We start from the raw sequence: 18,943 nt of genomic DNA, 5'->3' as shown, positions 1-18,943 counted from the left end.
TTGCTAACTTAATAGATATTGAATGCTGGTTAATGCATTCATAACAGGACCTTCTCTGTACTATTCGGGAAGGCCTTTTTCTTATGAGGAGTCCGCTATCCCATAGGCTTATGAGGGAGGGTATTCAATTCTTCAAACATTTTGCGTTGCGCCATTTGTTTACGGTTGGTTCTTTCTGGAAGTTGCTGTTTTTAATAGAGAATTGTTCATTACTAGTGTTTGTTCACTATATCGACATAATTAATAATGTAGTAAATGCAGCCATTTTTATTAGAAAGTTTTGTTAAGCTGACACAATTTATGTAAAGTTAAATCCTTATTTATCAAACCTTCGAGCGATCTTTAGGCCAAAAGGCACTTTTTGAAATTGTGTCTATTATCTTACAAAAAATAAATACGGTAGATATTATAAAAGAAAAGCAATAGAATATCCGTATCGGAATCGAACCAAACGTCAGAAAATGTATATCTATTATAAATAGCGGAAATAGTAGTGCGCCTAGTTAATAAGATTTTCACATTGGAAACCTTGGTGTGATTCCGGACGTATAGTTAGATGGGTATTATAGTAAATGGTCATATGTGAAGAAATGAGCACCATCGTTTAGTGTAGTGACTTATCCGATTGTACTGAATGATTGAGGGGGAAACATCATGGAAATTCTTGATTTAGCTCGTTTTCAATACGCAGCTACAACTATTTTTCACTTTTTCTTTGTTCCACTTTCCATCGGCTTGATTTTCTTAGTCGCCATTATGGAAACATTGTATGTGGTGAAGAAAAAGCAAGTGTACCTTGATATGGCAAAGTTCTGGGGAAAAATATTCCTGTTATCCTTTGCAATCGGGGTTGTAACCGGTATCCTGCAGGAATTCCAATTCGGTATGAACTGGTCAGAATACTCACGCTTTGTCGGGGATGTCTTCGGAGCACCACTGGCAATCGAAGGTCTATTAGCATTCTTTATGGAATCTACCTTCATCGGCGTTTGGATTTTCGGACGCGACAAATTGCCTAAATGGGTTATTGCTTTATCCGCATGGCTGGTTGCACTCGGCACTATTTTATCAGCGCTATGGATTTTGGCAGCAAACTCATTCATGCAACAACCTGTCGGCATTGAGATCGTTGATGGAAAACCTGTATTGAATGATTTTATGGCCTTGCTAACGAATCCGCAATTATTGGTTGAATTCCCGCACACTGTTTTCGGTGCGTTGGCAACAGGTGCATTTGTCGTCGGCGGTATTTCAGCATATAACTTATTGAAAAAACGCAATTTGGACTTTTTCCGCCGCTCATTTAAAATTTCAATGATTATTTCTTTGATTAGTGGAATACTAATCGCATTCAGCGGTCATATGCAGGCACAACATCTTATGTCAGCACAACCAATGAAAATGGCTGCGAGTGAAGCGTTATGGGAAGACAGCGGCGACCCTGCAGCATGGTCATTGATTGCCAATATTGATGCAGATGAAATGAAAAACAAATGGAGCATCGATATTCCTTTTGCATTAAGCATTCTTGCATACGATTCACTGCACGGATCAGTGGAAGGTATGAAGACGATACAAAAAACATATGAAAAATTATATGGAGAAGGCGTGGATTATATCCCACATGTAGAGACTGTCTTCTGGAGTTTCCGTATCATGGCCGGATTTGGCGGTTTAATGGTTGTCCTTTCATTAGCATCTCTATATTTCATGCGTAAAAGAACATTGGAAGCAAAACCATGGCTTTTAAAAGTCTTAGTGGCTTCAGTGGCACTGCCTTTCATCGCCAACACAGCAGGATGGATCATGACAGAAATCGGACGCCAGCCATGGACAGTATTTGGATTGTTCACTACTGCACAGTCCGTTTCTCCTAACGTAACAGCTGGAAATCTCCTGTTTTCTATCATTGCTTTCTGCGGATCATATTTGATCCTTGGCATCATTATGGTGTATATGACAATCCGCGTTGCCAAAAAAGGACCTTATGATGGACCGGATAAGAAAGCGGATGTTGACTTATTGGATAAGGAGGCCTTTAACCTATGACTTTAAATGAACTTTGGTTTATCCTTGTCGCGGTTTTATTCGTTGGTTTCTTCTTCCTGGAAGGGTTTGATTTTGGCGTAGGGATGCTGACACGTATCCTAGGGCGCAATGAAAAAGAAAGAGAACAATTGATCAACACGATTGGACCATTTTGGGATGCCAACGAGGTTTGGCTAATCACTGCCGGAGGAGCGCTGTTTGCAGCCTTCCCTCATTGGTATGCAACCATGTTTAGCGGTTACTATATTCCATTTGTTTTCTTTTTGCTGGCATTGATTGCAAGGGGCGTGGGTATAGAATATACACACCATGCCTTAAGTACGAAATGGAGAAATGTATGGCAGTGGCTTGTTTTCATAGGAAGTGTGCTAGCTCCATTCTTACTGGGCGTATTGTTCACAAGCCTTGTAAAAGGAATGCCAATCGACGAAACAATGACTTTATACGGCGGCTTCACTGATTATGTCAATGTATATTCTGTAGTCGGCGGCCTGGCAGTAGTTCTCTTGTCTTTGGTGCACGGTTTGACATTTGTTGGATTGCGGACGGAAGGCAGCCTGCGCGAACGTGCTATTTCATTGTTGAACAAAGTCTATATTCTCTTGTTTGCCGGGTTAGTGATTTTTGCAGTGCTTACATATTTCCAAACAGATTTGTTTGATGTACGCCCTGTAGCTACACCAGTATTCCTGGTTGTGATTGTTCTTTCTGCCGTGCTTGGCTTTATTTTCTCCCAAAAACGAAAAGAAGGCTGGGCGTTTGCTATGACAGGCTTAACAATCATTGCAACAGTTGCCATGCTGTTCGTCGGTTTGTTCCCGAGGGTAATGATTTCTTCTATTGACCCTGCGTTCAATCTGACGATCACAAATGCAGCCAGCGGCCATTATACATTGTCGCTGATGACTAAGATTGCTTTCACCTTGCTGCCATTTGTGCTTGGCTATCAAATTTGGAGCTATTATGTTTTCAGAAAACGTATTAGCGATAAAGAAACGGTGAGTTCTAAATGATGGATAAATCTTTATTATCATTAAAAGGTTTTAAATCAACGATGGTCCTGTTGACGGTATTGGCTCTCTGCTCGGGAGCCGCCATCATCTTGCAAGCGAAGTATCTTGCTCAGGCAATCACTGGTTTATTCAATGGGGAGAAGCTGTCACAACAGTTTCTTCCCATCCTTTTATTTATAGTTTTCTTTCTACTTCGACAATTGCTTGCTTTATTGAGGGACCGTTATATGCAATCTTTCTCGGTGAAATCCGGGTCAGCTATCCGTCAGTCTTTTACGGCTAAGCTGTTCAATCTAGGGCCGAACGCAACAGAAACAGAAGGAACGGGAAACCTGGTCACTATGGCGCTTGAGGGAATTTCACAATTGGAAACGTACATAAAGCTCTTTCTTCCAAAAGTCATCAATATGGCGCTCATTCCTCTCATGATTGCAGCTTATACGCTGACCTTAGATATACGCTCCTCAGTCATTCTAATTCTTGTCTTGCCTACCTTAATTTTCTTCATGGCCATACTCGGATACGCAGCTCAAAGAAAAGCAGATAAGCAATATGAATCGTATCAAACGCTCTCAAACCATTTCGTGGACTCCTTGCGGGGATTGGAAACACTTCGCTTGCTGGGCCTAAGCAAACGCTATGACCGCAACATTCGCCAAGTGAGTGAACAGTACCGCAAATCGACAATGGGCACTCTGAAATATGCATTCCTGTCCACGTTTGCTTTAGATTTCTTTTCAAGCCTAGGCGTGGCAATTGTAGCTTTATTCTTAGGATTAGGTTTGTTGGGGGGCGAGATCGTCTTATTGCCGGCATTAACCATCCTGATTCTAGCTCCTGAATTTTTTGTGCCGATCCGCGACTTCGGCAATGATTATCACGCAACATTGGATGGCAAAAATGCACTTAAAGCAATCAATAAAATAATCAGCCTTCCAGCAAGTAAAGTCGATGAGGATACATCTATTACTCAATGGGGCCATTCTTCCCGCTTGGAAGTCGATTCATTGACCTTTCAATATGAAGAACATGAGTCGTTAACAGATCTATCATTTTCTTGCAAAGGTTTCAGTAAAATAGGGATCATTGGGGCAAGTGGTGCGGGAAAATCCACTTTGGTGAATATATTGGCTGGTTTCATCCAACCAAATGAGGCAGATATTCAAATCAATGATGTTCATGTGCCTGATTTTTCGTTAGTGGACTGGCAGAAGCAGATTCTGTATATCCCTCAGCATCCTTATATTTTCAATGATACAATTGCGAATAATATTTCGTTTTATACGAAAAACGCCACAAGGGAAGATATTGAATCGGCCTGCAAGCGAGCTGGCCTGGCGGAGTTCATTCAATCGCTTGAAAAAGGACTGGACGAACAGATAGGCGAGAGCGGCAGAAGCCTTAGCGGAGGACAACAACAACGGATCGCGCTGGCACGCGCCTTCCTTGACAGCAACCGCCGGATCCTTTTGTTCGACGAACCTACTGCTCATTTGGATATTGAGACAGAAGCGGAGTTAAAGAGGCAGATGAGCCCTTTATTTAAGGACCGTTTGGTATTTTTCGCTACCCATCGGTTGCACTGGATGATGGAAATGGATCAAATTATCGTCTTGGAGCTTGGCAAGATTGTCGAAATAGGCACACATGAACAGTTATTAGAGCGTAAAGGACATTATTATGCATTAACACAAGCTCAGATGCAAGGAACAGAGGTGCAGAATGGATAAGAAAAATAACCCTTTTAAAACGATTTTACAACATTCTTGGGTTAGGCCTTATATACAGCAAAATAAGAAATTGCTTGCCCTAGTCCTCATTCTGGCTACCGGAACTTTCATATGCGCAGGTTCGTTAATGTTTTCATCCGGCTATCTGATTTCGAAATCGGCGACAAGGCCTGATAATATTCTCCTTGTCTATGTGCCGATTGTGCTTGTAAGGACTTTCGGTATTTTCCGGCCGGTGTTCAGATACCTTGATCGTCTTTCCAGCCACAATTTGGTTTTGCGCATTCTTTCTTCCATGCGTGTACGCCTGTACCAGAAGCTGGAATCCCAAGCGCTTACATTTTCTTCGCGGTTTACAACCGGAGATTTATTGGGCGTACTGGCGGATGATCTGGAGCATTTGCAAGATCTCTACTTGAGAAGTATTTTCCCAAGCGTCGTCGCAGTTATTTTATATGTTATTTCTGTGATTGCCTTAGGCTTCTTCTCAATTCCATTTGCATTGCTGATGCTATTATTGCTATTTGTTTTGGTTGTTCTGTTTCCGCTCGTTTCTCTTTTGATTACCCGTAAAAGACAAGCTCAGGCTAAACAGGCAAAAAATGCACTGTATAATACGTTAGGCGATGCTGTGATGGGCATTGCCGATTGGAGAATAAGCGGAAGACAGGCAGATTTCCTGGCAAGCTACGAAGAAGAAGAGCATGCCCAGGATGAATTGGAGGATAAAATCGACCGATTCAATGCCTATCGTAATTTTCTCTTCCAGCTAGTGGTTGGCATCGTTATCATCAGCATGGTGATTTTCGCTGCTAATAGTGCGGCCGACGGCGTATTTACGCATGTTTGGATTACTGCATTCATATTGGTGGTATTTCCGGTGACAGAAGCATTCGCTCCTATTCCAGAAAGCATCAGCCAATTGCCTGGATACGAAAACTCTCTTTCCCGTCTTGATGCAATCGAACAAACGGCCAAACAAACAGATCAACCCGAAATGGATGTCCAAATGCGCCTCCTGGAGGAAAGTGACTCCTATGAAATATCTTTTAGGGATGTCACCTTTTCATATGGTGATGCTTTGACGGCAACAGTCCTCAAGGATGTAAATGTGACGTTTGCTAGCGGGGAGAAAATAGCCATTCTGGGCCGCAGCGGGGCAGGTAAAACAACATTGGCAAAACTAATGCTTGGTATATTGAAGCCGGCTAAAGGAACCGTTACGATCAATGATGTGAATGTCGTTGAAATAGAGAAAGAATTGCCACGATTTATTTCAGTCTTGCAGCAAAAGCCCCATTTGTTCGATTCGTCTGTTATGAACAATATACGCCTGGGCAACCCCGCTGCAAGCGATGAAGATGTCATTTTAGCTGCCAAACAAGTAGGTATGCATGATTATATCAGTTCGCTTCCCGATGGTTACGATACGCGCATGAGGGAGCTGGGGGCCCGTTTTTCAGGAGGGGAACGGCAAAGGATTGCCCTTGCCAGAATACTGCTGCAGGATAATCCGATTGTTATTCTTGATGAACCGACAGTGGGCTTGGATGCCATTACGGAGCGCAATCTGCTAAATACTATTTTTGCCGTTCTGCAAGGGAAAACATTAATATGGATCACCCATCATTTGGTTGGCGTGGAACAAATGGACCGCATCTTATTTGTTGAAGAAGGTTCCATTAAAATGGAGGGCACACATCAAGCACTTCTCCAATCGAATGAACGGTATAAACATCTATACCAGCTAGATTGCCCGATTAAATGGAATGGATGAATAGAAAGCCTTGGACGCTTGCGTTCAGGGTTTTTCATGTGTTAAGAATATTTCTTTGGGAAAGAATGAAAAAAGACAGTATCGTTTCGTTGTAATAAAGAAAATGGAGTGAAAGAATAAAGGAAGGAAAAGAAATACTTTTTTAAACCGTTCTATAGATATTTATTTTTCCGAATATTAATGTTTTAATGAAAAAGATAAGGTAAAATGAACTTTCGGCAGAGAAAGCCAGGCCAATGGCATACTCTTTTCCGAGGGAGAATATACATTTACATAAGATATTTATTTTAGACTAATTGGGTATTTAGAGAGGAGAACGATTGCTTACATGTCGGAACTGATTGCTTTTTTCCGTACAAAGACTTTTTCACGAATTATGACACTCGTTGTTTTAATTCTTTTTCTTTACAGCATCGGGAATTTAATTAATTTACTGTTGTTTACCTTTATTTTTGCTTTTTTAATGGGAAGATTGCAAACGATCATTTCCCATTTTACAGACCGCTTCGTCAAAATCAATCCCAAATTGATCCTATCCGTTATTTATTTGGCGTTTGTTGCTGCACTGGCGTATGTCCTGTATAAATATTTGCCGGTTATCACCATCCAATTGACAGAATTGATCACCCAGATTGTCCATTTTTATCAACACCCGCCAGACAGTGGAGTGATACGGTTCTTGATTAATTCGATCAATAGTCTGCCATTGAACATACAAAGCAATATCAATAAGATTTATCTGTATGTTTCTGGAATCGGAGCGATTGCTCTGCAGGCTTTGCTCGGAATCATTCTTAGCTTATTTCTCTTGTTGGAGAAAAAGAAAATCATTGCTTTTACGTCACGATTCAAACATGGCAATTTCAGTTGGTTTTTTATCAATTTGGAACACTTCGGCAAAAAATTCATCAACTCGTTCGGCAAGGTGATTGAAGTCCAATTTTTGATTGCCATAACGAATGCTGTCATTTCAACGATTGTTCTATCGTTACTGGGCTTTCCGCAGCTGATTGGTCTGGGAATCATGATTTTCTTTCTTGGACTTATACCGGTTGCCGGTGTCGTTGTTTCATTGATCCCATTAAGCATGATCGCCTATAATCTCAATGGCATGACAACCGTTATTGCAGTGGTCGTCATGGTGTTGTTAATCCATGGACTGGAAGCGTATATATTGAATCCAAAGTTCATGAGTGTGAAAACAAATCTGCCGACCTTCTTTACCTTGGCTGTTTTATTATTATCTGAGCATTTCTTTGGCATCTGGGGATTGATTATCGGAATACCGATCTTTATTTTTGTTGTGGATATGATGGAACTCCCGGATGAAGATCCGACTACGCCTATTGAAAAATAGCTCTCCTGTTTGGAGGGCTTTTTTGGTGCAAACATGCGCACAGCTGATGAATCACGGCAATCGCTTGCCAAATACATCGTAATAATGGACTGGATGAACAGGATTCCTGTATAATAGCTCTTAAAAGATGTATCCTTTTTTAGGAAACAACTACATACATTTAAAAATCCATTAAATGAGGTACTGTTATGAAAAAAATACAATCAAAAGAAGAATACAATAATCTAGTTAACAGCGACAACTTAACGGTTGGCATATTTACGACTACTTGGTGCCCTGATTGCAAACGGCTGGATATGTTTATAGATGACATTGTTTCTACGAATAGCGATAAACAATGGTTCACAATCGATCGTGATGAATTTCCGGACATATCCGAAGAACAAAATGTTATGGGCATCCCATCGTTGCTTGTTTTCAAGAATGGCGACAAACTGGCCCATCTTCACAGTGCTAATGCCAAAACGCCGGAAGCGGTCCAAGAGTTCTTGTCTAATCTGTAAGATAAAAAGCGGCATGGTCAGTCATGCCGCTTTTTATTGCGCTACATTCCACTAAAGCCGTGCCCTTTGAAAGAAGTTAAGCCTTCAGCCAGTATATAAGCTGCCAATTGCACCGTCCGATTTGATTCGTCTGTCTGTGGATTCACTTCACATATATCAAAACTGCAGCAATTCGTAAAACCTACTGCGTGCTTGACTAGCGCCCTGAGCGTGTAAGGGCTAAGGCCAAAAGGCGAAGGTGCACTTACTCCAGGCGCAGACGAGGCATTCAACACATCCATGCATATAGTCAGAATCACGTATGTATGCTTTGAGCTGAACTCTGTCATTTTCTCTAAACAGGAAGCTAAACCATCATGATGGGCAATCTCTTCCTCTAGTATATACGTGCAGCCTGCTTCTTTAGCACTGTGAAACAAAGAAGGCGTATTTCCATGTTTTTGGATACCAATCGCCATATAGCTGCAGTTAGGATCTTGATCCAGTATTTGATTGAACATCGTCCCGGATGAAGGTCCATTATGATAAGGCCTTAGGTCAAAATGGGCGTCCAAATTAATGATGCCCAAAGATTCATCAGGCCCTATTGCGTTCCTTACTGCCAGGTAATGGCCGAAGACTGTTTCATGGCCGCCGCCAATTATAACAGGAATGCACTTCTTGCTGTATATGGATGAACAGAAAACAGCGAGTTCTTTTTGTGCTTCTTCAAGCTGGCCATTCAGACAGGCGATAGAACCTGCATCGACGATCCCTATATCTTGCCCAAAATGGCAAGGCAGCTTAGCCAATGCTTGTTTGATGTATAAGGGGGCAATCGCCGCACCTGCTTTGCCGTGATTTAGCCTGACACCTTCATCGCATTCGAATCCTACTAAGCAAAAGGTTTTTGTATATTCCGAGTCGTCCACCGATTTCTCGATGAAACGAATGCGCTGGTGGTAGCGAAAAGCAGCAGGATCTAATCCATCGTCAACCCTTCCTGTCCAACTAGCCATTTCCGGTTTCTTATACATAACCATCCTCCAATCTCTGAAAGTCAGAGCAAATTTATGATTTTTAACAAAAAGGTAGGGCAGTTGTAAGGCAAACAGTTTCATTTTAAGGTTTTTTTTGAATATATATTAATGGTATAGTTGAACTATGATTTATTCTGGTGAATGGATCATTAAAAGATCAAAAACTAAGTTATTCAGGATCCCTTCATCATATGGTAAAGAAGAGAAGAGAATGGAGAAGCTACTATTAACTTAATGAAAGAAAGAAGACATGTATGAAAAAACAAATACCTAACTTATTAACGCTCGGCAATTTATTCTGCGGGTTTCTATCCCTTTATTTTAGTATGAATGGTGATCTGAAAAATGCAACTATCTTAATTTTTATATCGATTATGCTGGACGCTGTCGATGGAAGGGCTGCACGCATATTGGGAGTGGCAAATGATCTAGGCAAACAACTGGATTCATTGGCTGATATTGTCTCTTTTGGTGTCGCGCCTGCCTATATTGCGGCACAAACATTTCTGGGTGGAATGGGTGTATGGGGAGTTGTTCTTTCTTCCTTGTTCCCACTATTCGGGGCCTATCGACTGGCAAGGTTCAATCTAACAAAGACGGAAGAATCATTAGAATACTTTACTGGCATTCCTATTACGATGGCAGGAGGAATCGTTACATTCATCGCTCTTTTCCATCATTATATACCAACCGCACTCTTTTTGGTGATTTTCTATGCTTTAGGACTTTTAATGGTTTCAACCATAAAAATCCCTAGCCTGAAAGATGTGAAGCTGCCCAAAAATGGAATCATCACGACAATATTCATGATCTGTATGATTTTTTATTTTTGGAAGACCGATTTTAAGGATGCTTCCATTTTCTTTTATTTAGCCATCCTTTTATATATTGGTTTCATCACTACGCGATTCATTAAAGAAAAAGAACCACTCCGCCAAAAAACAAAAGGGAAAAAGCGAAAAAAAGCGGCAAGGAATAAATAAAATGGAACTTGTAGGGAAAGAAACACAAGAAACAGTAGTCATATGAAATGGTATTCAGCCGATTTTACGAACAGATTCAACCGAGTTACCGAACTCTCGGTTGAATTTTTTTACCCTTTTCCGACGAATTCTGCGATTTTGACTGCCAGAGTGCGCTACAGGGAATGGGTTTGTTCGTTTATTTGCTATAGGAAGGGTTGGATCGTAGGTTTGGGCTGCAAAAGTGGAGCTTAGATATATTATTGTTTTTCTTGACTGTTTATTTTGAAAAAATATAATGGTGGTTAAAGGAGGGGGAAATTGGGAAGGAATAAAGAGTTTGACACGACTAGTACTGCATAAAGCTATGGAAGCATTTGGCGATTACGGCTATGAGGGGGCCACACTGGTTTGCGGGCACTAGCACGGTGTTTGCCCTTTATATAAAACAAGGTGACACAAACGGTTAGGTTGACGGATAATAGGCCAAGTCATCAAACGGATGACAGCGGTTACGTTGTCTATACTGGATAAAAATGAAGCGGCGCAAAAATCGTTATTATAGTTTGTTAAATACAGATCGAATGGCCAAGATAAATTGTAGTATTGGTGAGAGTATGCAGGCAAAGGGGATAAGAAAGCAACCAAATCCACAGGTTTGGCGCTTTTAATTCTATAGGTCTTCTTGTAATTGAAAATTCCAGTCCCGAAGAGTTGGTTACAAAATGAGGGACGTTAAAAAATGATAGGAAGGTTGTTATATGTCTATGGCAAAAATTGAGGATTTTTATCAATTAGATATGCGCGTTGGCACGGTCATCAAAGCCCTGTCTTTCCCGGAAGCAAGGAAACCTGCTATAAAACTACAAATTGATTTTGGAGAAGATATTGGGATTAAACATTCGTCAGCTCAAATTACAAAAAGATATTCTCCGGAACAACTTTGTGGACTTCAGGTAATAGCGGTGGTTAATCTTCCCCCAATCCGTATCGCAGGGTTTAAATCTGAGGTATTGGTGATAGGCGGTGTTCCTGAAGAGGGAGATGTTGTTTTATTAAAGCCCGATCAACCAATTGCAAATGGAACACGGATTTCCTAAAAGAAATGTGGAGAAGAAAGTCGTTCTGTACAGAAGCCAGGGCTGTTTGTACAACTGTGGAAAGTAAATAGTACAGTTATTAGATGAAGGGAGGATGATAGTAGCACGTTGTACTAATTGTAACTATAAATGGAGAATAAAAGATGTCTGGCTTCTTGGTTTTACAAGAAAAGGGGAAGGGTGTCCGAGTTGTAATACCAGACAATTGTTATCTTTTAAGGATAAAGGTCTACTAGTAGGATTAGGATATTTAAGTGGAACAATTGCATTATGTATGATTCGTTTTTTCCCCTTCCTTCTTAAATTAAGCGATCAAGATGAGACTATATTTTAAAGGATAGGGATTTAAAAAGTACGCGTAGTAACTAATTGAAGGAAATAGCCCATTAGGAAGCGAATGATCTATTATTACTAAAAAGCGAGGAATATCTATGCTGCTTCAAAATGGGAATTTAATGATTCGGAAATTAGAAGAAAAAGATAAGTTTCTGTTAATAAAATGGCTTTCAAATCCATCGATTCTCGAATTTTATGAGGGGAGGGACAATCCGTTTAATTTAGAAAAGGTTGAAAAAGCTTTTTATCCCCCTGAAGATGATGAAGTTAGATGTATAGTGGAATTTAAGGATCATGATATTGGATATATTCAATTTTACCCATTGGATGAGGAAACCAAAAATGACTATGGATATGTTGAAGAAAATATTTTTGGTATGGATCAATTTATTGGCGATGTTGGGTATTGGAATAAAGGAATTGGAACATTACTTGTCTCCTCTATAGTTGATTTTTTAACGGAAGAAAAGAAAGCAAAAAGAGTTGTGATGGATCCTCGATCAAGGAATACAAGGGCTATTAGATGCTACGAAAAATGTAGGTTTAAGAAAGTTAAAATACTGCCTAAGCATGAGTTACACGAAGGCGAGTATCAGGATTGTTGGTTAATGGAATACCATAAATAAATGAACTATTTGGGGCATTGATCTAAGAAGGATTAATGGCCTTTTTTGTTGAAATCATTATGTAAGTAATGGCAGATTAATTGAACAAGCAGAGAACATAGAATGACCATATATTTCCGTCGAGGATAGGATTGTGTATAAAACTGGGGTGTTTGGATGGTACTTATGGATATAAACATTAAGGAGCGTATGCAGCATTATAATGTAACTGGTTTTAGCATGACAACAATTATGAATGCTGAGATTAGTATGGCAGAACAATATGGTCTAAATGAAGCAGGAACGACAAGATTTCTAAATAGTCATTCTATTTTTTTGTGCTTGTTCACTGAGTAAGTTCGTAACATCGATGCTAGTTATGTTATTAAGCGAAAAAGGGTTAGTTGATTAGTGTTTTTAGATGGTTCAGGAAAAGAGCTCGAAATTTCTTCACTTGGTTGGGGAGATGGCTTTCAATGTATGTTGGTTAGATATCCCTATAAAGAAACTGGATTAATCATAATGACAAACAAAGATTTAGGCGTCCATCAGTTGAAAGGAATAATTGGAGAAATATATCAATCATTTGTTTCTGGATCTGAAAAATGTACTCAAAATTAATCAAACGTTGCAGGATAGAATAAAAATGATAAAAAGGGGTGGATACAATTAGAAAAAAGGTTGCTTTGATTAGTATTATTGGATTAATCATTATTGGTTTAATTGTTTTTGAACCATTTCGTACAGAACCACCTACACCAAATATAAAGGCTGGATATACTATAATTCCTACTATACGAGGATCGTATTGTTGGCGAGGATTCATTTCTGCTAAATGTGAAGACACAGTTTATAGAAGTCCGTTAGAACTGTCAAAAGAACATAAACCAAAAGTTGTATCACCCAATGAAAAAATAAAAATAGAATTTTATAAAGAACCCATTCCAGGGACATTGGGAGTGGAACAATGGATTGATGAAGATAGAGTCGAAGACATAAAAATGAGAAATAACGCAATAGTTGCTTCAAAAGAAAAAGGGGTTTATGCCTATTATTTATATGCCCGATGGAAGAAAGGTGGCGGAAGCTATACGTTCTTGGTAGAAGTAAAATAAAAAATCTTTTTCCATAAAACAGCGGCAAGAGCAGAAAATCAGAGCTGTCATTAGATGGATTTTCCTTTAGCCGTTAACGTTTCAGTTTAGTCAGATACTGTTTTATAATTGTTAATTTTTGTCATTTATATTATAATAAACTGAATATATGCGTAGAGGATGGATACGGATTTTCATTCATTTAAAATCTATTTAGGGTAGGTATAAAATGGAGAAATTGTTTCAGAAAGGTATAATATACGGATTTTTAAGCGGATTAGGGTTTGGCATTCTATTTGTAAAATATAAAACAGTTACACATCCAACAGCTGATGTCATAGTGACAGATTATTTACCTATTTCAGAATATATCATATCGATCTTACAGTACGGCGTTATAGGCAGTATTTTAGGGGTATTATGTTGTATCTTTTTGAAAACAAAAAGAGGAAAAGCCAATACTGATCATAAACCAAGGACATATTATATCGAAGTTTTTTTTATCGTTTTAGTAGTAAGTATACTTGTAGGTTTATCCAGAAGTCTCTAAGGCTTTTGAATAAATGTACGTAAACAAACTGGGGCAATAGCATAAGATTAAGGCTGTCAGTATGACGGTCTTTTTTTATGCTGTTTCAGTAGCAAATTAGTGTAAAAAGGATTAGCAGATCATTCTTTTGGGCTACCGAAACCTCTATGGAGGCCTAAAAACCATTGAAACAATATACTCTTTTAGTGTAAAATTACATTATTAGGATAAATTTGGTTTATCCTTGGAGATAAAATACGTTCATTATAAAGGGATGCCTATGAAAACGCTAACGGTTCGTCGCTTAATAGTTTCTTTTTTCATTGTGTTTTTGGTGATTGTGCTGTCCATATTTCTTTTTATTGCTAGTGTCATTTATGTTTTAAATAATGGTAATCCATACACGAATTTTCTTTTCAATAAGCATTTGCCACCTTACCTAGAGGAGAAAGGTTACAGTGATGAAGATATTTCACATCAACATATCGTTGCTGGCATGGATCGCAAGGATTATTATTATGATAACTACAGAGTCATTTTCAAGGATGAGCCTAATGTGTCTTATTATTATGGCATCAAGAAAAAAGGAAAATCGATTGCCCAATTTTGTGAGAAAGAAATGAAAGTTAATAATATCTATACAACAATAATTACAGAAAAAACAAAGCATAGTGAAGAGGATTGTATAAGTAAGGATTAGATTAAATAGATCGTTAATCAAATAACGTTGTACATACATATACTTAAACAAACTGGTGCATTAACAGAACATGAGATACAGCAAAAAACTGTATCTCTATTTATATTTTTGAATATTAAGAAAGTTGACGATTCCTTATGCTGAATTTTACATTTTAGCACACACTCATCATATGCTTACAAGAGCGAATGTTAGACTAAAAGGCTTCCCGAATCACCACATTGCTGCAGGGTCACTTTCCAAGAGGTTTGTCTGCCGTTTGGAATTGGTCTTAAGGCAAATCTAAGCCAAGGAGTTAGATTTTATGGAAAAAGCGAAATTATCCAAGGGAACAAAAGTCGCTTTAATCATATTCGCGATTGTAGAAGTGATCGTACTCTTAATTATTGGTACCATTTGTTTTATTTTTATTCAAGTAAAAATGGATAAACATAAATTGGAGGAAGCTACTGCTAGCTATTTGCAAAAAACGTATGAAAAAGATGAAATTAAAAGTATTGAAGTCTTTTCAACAACACCGGGCCCTGGTAATTATGAAGCTAGAGTTATCTTTACCGATGAACCAACACATATTTATTACTATGTGTTGAATCAAGGAAAAATAGTCCAAAGAGAAAATCCATCTGTACGAAAAACGGAGTATAATCATTTAGAATGAAAACGGTCAAAATGATAGCATCCCCTTTAGGAAAAAGGGTTCTTGTAAATAAGTGTTGAATATTTACAAGAATACAGAAAATAGGAGGGGCAAAACAATGAATCAGATTTGTGTTATAAGCATTTATGTGCCGAATGTAAACGATGCCATTGACTTTTATACGAATACTTTAGGATTTGAATTAAATAAGCGGTATGGTGCTACTATTGCATCACTTGTCCATGGAGAGTTACCTATTATTTTAGAGGAGACCAATCATACAACCTATAATCAAGAATATAAAAATACCGGGGTTGTATTAGGATTACGAACGGAAGATATTGATGAAATGGTTACATACTTAAAGGAGAAAGAAGTGGATTTTATTGTAGATAAACCAACTAATTGCCCTCCAGGAAAATATATTAGCTTCAGAGATCCCTTTGGGAATATTTTGGAATATCTTCAATTTGAAAATAGCTAACGAGCATCAAACGTTCAATTATATGGATCAATCCCTTTTGCTAATCTGTCAAAAGGGCTGCGGATTGGTATCCTCATTCATCTTTATTGGGCTTGAAAATACCATTATATCAATAACAGAAGAAGTCCAATTCATTTGAGAATCGGACTTCTAAATGGTGCGATCATTTAGTTTTGTCATCAAAATCCGAACCTGTTAAGGACATCCGGTTCGTTTGTTGTTTGATTTGTTACTCTTCGCATGCTTTTGCCAATAGGTCGACGATATGGACGGCCTGGACAATATCCGATAGGCCTTCCCGTTCGATTCCGAGCTTCATTTGCAGCAGGCAGCCAGGATTGGCAGTTACGATCGTATGGGCATTGGTCGCTTTTGCTTTCGTCATTTTGTGGTCAAGAATCTGCATCGACATGTCAGATTCGACAATATTGTAAATTCCGGCAGAGCCGCAGCAGCTATCGGCATTTTCCATTTCTCTGTAGGTTGCTCCTTCAATGCTGTTCAGCAACGCCCAGGGAGCCTTCGATGTATGCATGACATTGCGCAAGTGGCAGGAGTCTTGATAGGTGATTACTTGTGGATCAATCGCCAAGTGCACTGTGTGATGGAAATCGAGTTCATAAAGAATTTGTGTAATGTCTTTTATCGAATCGACAAAGCGAGTTGCCCGTTCAGCGTAAGCGGGATCGTCTTTAAGCAAGTGGCTATAACCAAGCAAAAAGGCGCCGCAGCCTCCGGCATTTGTGATGATATAATCCGCTTTTGCTTGTTCAAAAGCATCGATATTCCGCTTGGCAAGCTCGATACTGCCCGCTTTTTCGCCACTATGGCCGTGCAGGGCGCCGCAGCAAGCTTGCCCATCGGGAATAACGACATCGCAGCCGGCTTTTTGCAGAAGGGTAATGGTTGAACGATTGGTTTCCATAAACATCGTATCCATCAAGCATCCGGAAAAAAGCGCCACCGTCGCTTTTTTGTCTGTTAAAGCGGGCTGTGTCAGGTGTTTCTCTTTCATTTCTTTTTTCTTCGGAACCTGGGGAAGCGCCCGTTCCATTGCCTGCAAGCTTTCAGGGAACAACTTCATAAACCCTACTTTTCGTACTGCCTTTTGCAATCCGCTCCGCTGATAGACAGCCAGTAGGCCCATCACGTTTTCCATGCGGTTCTGATGGGGGAATAATCCCTCGAATACCGTTTTTCTCATCGCTTTCACAGACAAAGAATACTGGTTATAATCATTGAAAATTTCGCGTGCATCCTCAAGCAAGTACCCATAATTCACGCCTGCAGGACAGACTGGCTCGCAAGCCCGGCAGCCCAGGCACAGATTTAATGATCTTTCAACTTCTTCATCCGGTGCAATCAAACCATCGTGGACGGCTTTCATCAATGCAATGCGGCCGCGTGGAGATTGCGATTCATCAAAGCCTGTTTCAATATAGGTTGGGCAAGTAGGCAGGCAGAACCCGCATTGCATGCAATTCAACAGCTCTGTTTCATTCATCCGCTCCTTAAAAGCAGTTTGGATGGCTTTTTCTCTTTGCGTCATCTCTTTTGTTGTCATTTGGAGATCACCGTCCGTTTCCGGGTTTCTTTGGCGAAAATCTTGCCTGGATTCATGATGTTATCTGGATCAAAAGCCTGTTTAATCGCTTTCATGATGCTAATCCCTGGTTCGCCGAATTTCCATTCCAGGTAAGGGGCTTTCATCAAGCCTACCCCATGTTCACCGGTGATCGTGCCGCCAAGCTCAATTGCTTTTTCGAAGATATCGGCAAATGCGGCTTCCACACGTTCCATTTCATCATGGTCGCGTACATCTGTCGTACAGGTCGGATGCAAATTGCCATCGCCGGCGTGGCCGAACGTACAAATCGTCACATTATGTTTAAAGGCAATTTCATTGATGGCTTTTACCATATTGGCTATTTCTGATCGGGGAACGGTGGCATCCTCCAAAATAGTCGTCGGTTTCAGCCGCGCCAAGGCTGATAAGGCTGAACGGCGGGCAGTCGTCAATGCTTCTGCCTCTTCAGCAGAGACGGCAATTTGAGCGGAGACGGCATGTTCACTTAGGCAAATTTCAGCCATTTTCTTCATATCTCGGTCTACGATTTCAGGCGGGCCATCCTGTTCAATAAGAAGAACAGCTTCCACATTAGTAGGCAAGCCGATTCTAGCAAAATCTTCAACAGCGGCCAGAGTAGGGCGGTCAAGGAATTCAAGCGTTGCCGGGATTATTTTATTAGCTATGATTTTTGACACAGCCCGCGCTGCGCCATCCATGTCCTGATAGAGCGCCAGCATGGTTTGTTTCGATTCAGGCTTTGGAACCAGCTTTAAAGTTGCTTCGGTCACAACAGCAAGAGTCCCCTCAGAACCGACCAACAGTCGAGTCAAGTCATAGCCAGCCACATCCTTGGCCAGTTTTCCGCCGGTCCGGATGATCTCTCCATTAGGAAGGACAGCTTCCAATGCCAATACATAATCGCGGGTAACGCCGTATTTCAATCCGCGCAGACCTCCGGAGTTTTCGCTTATATTGCCTCCGATTGTCGAAATCTTCATAGAACTCGGGTCAGGAGGATAGAATAACCCGTTGGCTTCGGCAGCATGGATGATCTCTAACGTGAGCGCTCCGGGTTGTACGGTCATGGTCAGGTTTTCTTCGTCGATTTCCAATATTTTATTCATATGCTTGAACAAAAGGACAATGCCGCCTTCAACTGGGACAGTGCCCCCGCATAAATTCGTGCCCGATCCTCTCGGAACAAGCGGGATTTTTTCTTCCCGGCATACTTGGATGATTGCAGCAACTTCATTCGTATTGCGCGGTGCAAGCACGGCATCGGGCATCGATTGAAAGTTAGGCGTAGCATCGTACGAATACACAAGTCTGCCTGCAGAAGAGTCAATCACGTTTTCATGGCCAACAATTTGAATGAACTTTTGCTTTAGTTTTGTTGTCAACATAGAGGTTCACACCTTTTTTGAGTAAATTATGAATGGTTAATAAATAGCCATAATTGTAGATTAGTATATAATTGG

At 40.1% G+C, this 18,943-nt stretch carries 18 protein-coding genes and 2 pseudogenes; 17 read left to right on the top strand and 3 right to left on the bottom strand.

Going from position 1 to position 18,943, the window contains the following annotated elements; all coding sequences use genetic code 11:
- Window positions 1-654 precede the first annotated feature (654 nt).
- The 6 genes from BN1765_RS10735 (at window position 655) to BN1765_RS10710 (ending at window position 8,429) form a co-directional block, all read left to right on the top strand.
- Window positions 655-2,049, top strand: a complete 1,395-nt coding sequence (locus tag BN1765_RS10735; RefSeq protein ID WP_050615125.1) for a cytochrome ubiquinol oxidase subunit I — start codon at window positions 655-657, stop codon at window positions 2,047-2,049.
- On the top strand, window positions 2,046-3,062 hold the full coding sequence (gene cydB / locus BN1765_RS10730; protein WP_050615124.1) for a cytochrome d ubiquinol oxidase subunit II: 1,017 nt from the start codon (window positions 2,046-2,048) through the stop codon (window positions 3,060-3,062). Before BN1765_RS10735 ends, cydB begins: the two co-directional genes overlap by 4 nt.
- Window positions 3,062-4,792, top strand: a complete 1,731-nt coding sequence (gene cydD / locus BN1765_RS10725; protein WP_147554258.1) for a thiol reductant ABC exporter subunit CydD — start codon at window positions 3,062-3,064, stop codon at window positions 4,790-4,792. Before cydB ends, cydD begins: the two co-directional genes overlap by 1 nt.
- 22 nt (window positions 4,793-4,814) lie before the next feature.
- The gene (gene cydC, locus BN1765_RS10720; protein ID WP_050616744.1) at window positions 4,815-6,569 is read left to right on the top strand and encodes a thiol reductant ABC exporter subunit CydC; all 1,755 of its coding nucleotides are present in this window, start codon (window positions 4,815-4,817) and stop codon (window positions 6,567-6,569) included.
- Window positions 6,570-6,897: 328 nt separating this feature from the next.
- Window positions 6,898-7,926: an AI-2E family transporter gene (locus tag BN1765_RS10715; RefSeq protein ID WP_050615122.1), complete on the top strand. Its 1,029-nt coding sequence runs from the start codon at window positions 6,898-6,900 to the stop codon at window positions 7,924-7,926.
- Between the two features lie 188 nt (window positions 7,927-8,114).
- Complete coding sequence (locus BN1765_RS10710) at window positions 8,115-8,429, top strand: thioredoxin family protein (protein WP_050615121.1); 315 nt, start codon at window positions 8,115-8,117, stop codon at window positions 8,427-8,429.
- 41 nt (window positions 8,430-8,470) lie between these two features.
- Here the strand turns inward: BN1765_RS10710 and hutG are convergent, their stop codons facing one another.
- Window positions 8,471-9,445: a formimidoylglutamase gene (hutG, locus tag BN1765_RS10705; RefSeq protein ID WP_050615120.1), complete on the bottom strand. Its 975-nt coding sequence runs from the start codon at window positions 9,443-9,445 to the stop codon at window positions 8,471-8,473.
- 257 nt (window positions 9,446-9,702) lie between these two features.
- Here hutG and pssA point away from each other — a divergent pair, with 257 nt between their 5' ends.
- The 11 genes and pseudogenes from pssA to BN1765_RS10660 all read left to right on the top strand — a co-directional run bounded on the left by pssA (window position 9,703) and on the right by BN1765_RS10660 (window position 15,895).
- On the top strand, window positions 9,703-10,431 hold the full coding sequence (pssA, locus tag BN1765_RS10700; protein WP_050615119.1) for a CDP-diacylglycerol--serine O-phosphatidyltransferase: 729 nt from the start codon (window positions 9,703-9,705) through the stop codon (window positions 10,429-10,431).
- Between the two features lie 300 nt (window positions 10,432-10,731).
- A pseudogene (locus tag BN1765_RS20060) lies at window positions 10,732-10,819 on the top strand (TetR/AcrR family transcriptional regulator); the annotation flags it as partial.
- Window positions 10,820-11,177: 358 nt separating this feature from the next.
- A complete protein-coding gene (gene csaA / locus BN1765_RS10695; RefSeq protein WP_050616743.1) occupies window positions 11,178-11,510 on the top strand; it encodes a chaperone CsaA in 333 nt (110 codons plus the stop codon).
- Window positions 11,511-11,941: 431 nt separating this feature from the next.
- A complete protein-coding gene (locus BN1765_RS10690) occupies window positions 11,942-12,472 on the top strand; it encodes a GNAT family N-acetyltransferase (protein ID WP_050615118.1) in 531 nt (176 codons plus the stop codon).
- Window positions 12,473-12,637: 165 nt separating this feature from the next.
- Window positions 12,638-12,808: a hypothetical protein gene (locus BN1765_RS10685; protein ID WP_154666085.1), complete on the top strand. Its 171-nt coding sequence runs from the start codon at window positions 12,638-12,640 to the stop codon at window positions 12,806-12,808.
- A 54-nt stretch (window positions 12,809-12,862) separates the two neighbouring features.
- Window positions 12,863-13,072, top strand: a pseudogene (locus BN1765_RS19560) (hypothetical protein); the annotation flags it as partial.
- 38 nt (window positions 13,073-13,110) lie between these two features.
- The gene (locus tag BN1765_RS10680; RefSeq protein WP_147554181.1) at window positions 13,111-13,566 is read left to right on the top strand and encodes a hypothetical protein; all 456 of its coding nucleotides are present in this window, start codon (window positions 13,111-13,113) and stop codon (window positions 13,564-13,566) included.
- Between the two features lie 208 nt (window positions 13,567-13,774).
- Complete coding sequence (locus BN1765_RS10675) at window positions 13,775-14,095, top strand: hypothetical protein (RefSeq protein ID WP_050615115.1); 321 nt, start codon at window positions 13,775-13,777, stop codon at window positions 14,093-14,095.
- Window positions 14,096-14,354: 259 nt separating this feature from the next.
- Entirely contained in the window at window positions 14,355-14,774 is a 420-nt protein-coding gene (locus tag BN1765_RS10670; protein WP_050615114.1) for a DUF3139 domain-containing protein, read from the top strand.
- 304 nt (window positions 14,775-15,078) lie between these two features.
- The gene (locus BN1765_RS10665; RefSeq protein ID WP_050615113.1) at window positions 15,079-15,432 is read left to right on the top strand and encodes a DUF3139 domain-containing protein; all 354 of its coding nucleotides are present in this window, start codon (window positions 15,079-15,081) and stop codon (window positions 15,430-15,432) included.
- Between the two features lie 97 nt (window positions 15,433-15,529).
- Window positions 15,530-15,895: a VOC family protein gene (locus tag BN1765_RS10660; protein ID WP_050615112.1), complete on the top strand. Its 366-nt coding sequence runs from the start codon at window positions 15,530-15,532 to the stop codon at window positions 15,893-15,895.
- A 229-nt stretch (window positions 15,896-16,124) separates the two neighbouring features.
- Here the strand turns inward: BN1765_RS10660 and BN1765_RS10655 are convergent, their stop codons facing one another.
- Window positions 16,125-17,459, bottom strand: coding sequence for a (Fe-S)-binding protein (locus BN1765_RS10655; protein WP_050615111.1), 1,335 nt, complete (start codon window positions 17,457-17,459; stop codon window positions 16,125-16,127).
- The gene (glcD, locus tag BN1765_RS10650; RefSeq protein WP_050615110.1) at window positions 17,456-18,868 is read right to left on the bottom strand and encodes a glycolate oxidase subunit GlcD; all 1,413 of its coding nucleotides are present in this window, start codon (window positions 18,866-18,868) and stop codon (window positions 17,456-17,458) included. The genes BN1765_RS10655 and glcD overlap by 4 nt, the downstream gene beginning before the upstream one ends.
- Window positions 18,869-18,943 lie beyond the last annotated feature (75 nt).

The sequence above is a fragment of the Bacillus testis genome (assembly GCF_001243895.1).
GTDB classification, from domain to species: Bacteria; Bacillota; Bacilli; order Bacillales; family DSM-1321; genus Bacillus_AD; species Bacillus_AD testis.
Note: the sequence above shows the minus strand (reverse complement) of the source record. Positions and strands in the feature narration are given on the sequence as shown.

What these genes read in the sequence shown, in the direction of transcription:
- cydB (WP_050615124.1), top strand. Translation starts at nt 2,046, where the DNA reads ATGACTTTAAATGAACTTTGGTTTATCCTTGTCGCGGTTTTATTCGTT.
- BN1765_RS10735 (WP_050615125.1), top strand. Translation starts at nt 655, where the DNA reads ATGGAAATTCTTGATTTAGCTCGTTTTCAATACGCAGCTACAACTATT.
- BN1765_RS10715 (WP_050615122.1), top strand. Translation starts at nt 6,898, where the DNA reads ATGTCGGAACTGATTGCTTTTTTCCGTACAAAGACTTTTTCACGAATT.
- csaA (WP_050616743.1), top strand. Translation starts at nt 11,178, where the DNA reads ATGGCAAAAATTGAGGATTTTTATCAATTAGATATGCGCGTTGGCACG.
- BN1765_RS10690 (WP_050615118.1), top strand. Translation starts at nt 11,942, where the DNA reads ATGCTGCTTCAAAATGGGAATTTAATGATTCGGAAATTAGAAGAAAAA.
- BN1765_RS10660 (WP_050615112.1), top strand. Translation starts at nt 15,530, where the DNA reads ATGAATCAGATTTGTGTTATAAGCATTTATGTGCCGAATGTAAACGAT.
- pssA (WP_050615119.1), top strand. Translation starts at nt 9,703, where the DNA reads ATGAAAAAACAAATACCTAACTTATTAACGCTCGGCAATTTATTCTGC.
- BN1765_RS10655 (WP_050615111.1), bottom strand. Translation starts at nt 17,459, where the DNA reads ATGACAACAAAAGAGATGACGCAAAGAGAAAAAGCCATCCAAACTGCT.
- BN1765_RS10665 (WP_050615113.1), top strand. Translation starts at nt 15,079, where the DNA reads ATGGAAAAAGCGAAATTATCCAAGGGAACAAAAGTCGCTTTAATCATA.
- BN1765_RS10710 (WP_050615121.1), top strand. Translation starts at nt 8,115, where the DNA reads ATGAAAAAAATACAATCAAAAGAAGAATACAATAATCTAGTTAACAGC.
- hutG (WP_050615120.1), bottom strand. Translation starts at nt 9,445, where the DNA reads ATGTATAAGAAACCGGAAATGGCTAGTTGGACAGGAAGGGTTGACGAT.
- BN1765_RS10670 (WP_050615114.1), top strand. Translation starts at nt 14,355, where the DNA reads ATGAAAACGCTAACGGTTCGTCGCTTAATAGTTTCTTTTTTCATTGTG.
- BN1765_RS10675 (WP_050615115.1), top strand. Translation starts at nt 13,775, where the DNA reads ATGGAGAAATTGTTTCAGAAAGGTATAATATACGGATTTTTAAGCGGA.
- BN1765_RS10685 (WP_154666085.1), top strand. Translation starts at nt 12,638, where the DNA reads ATGGATATAAACATTAAGGAGCGTATGCAGCATTATAATGTAACTGGT.
- cydD (WP_147554258.1), top strand. Translation starts at nt 3,062, where the DNA reads ATGGATAAATCTTTATTATCATTAAAAGGTTTTAAATCAACGATGGTC.
- glcD (WP_050615110.1), bottom strand. Translation starts at nt 18,868, where the DNA reads ATGTTGACAACAAAACTAAAGCAAAAGTTCATTCAAATTGTTGGCCAT.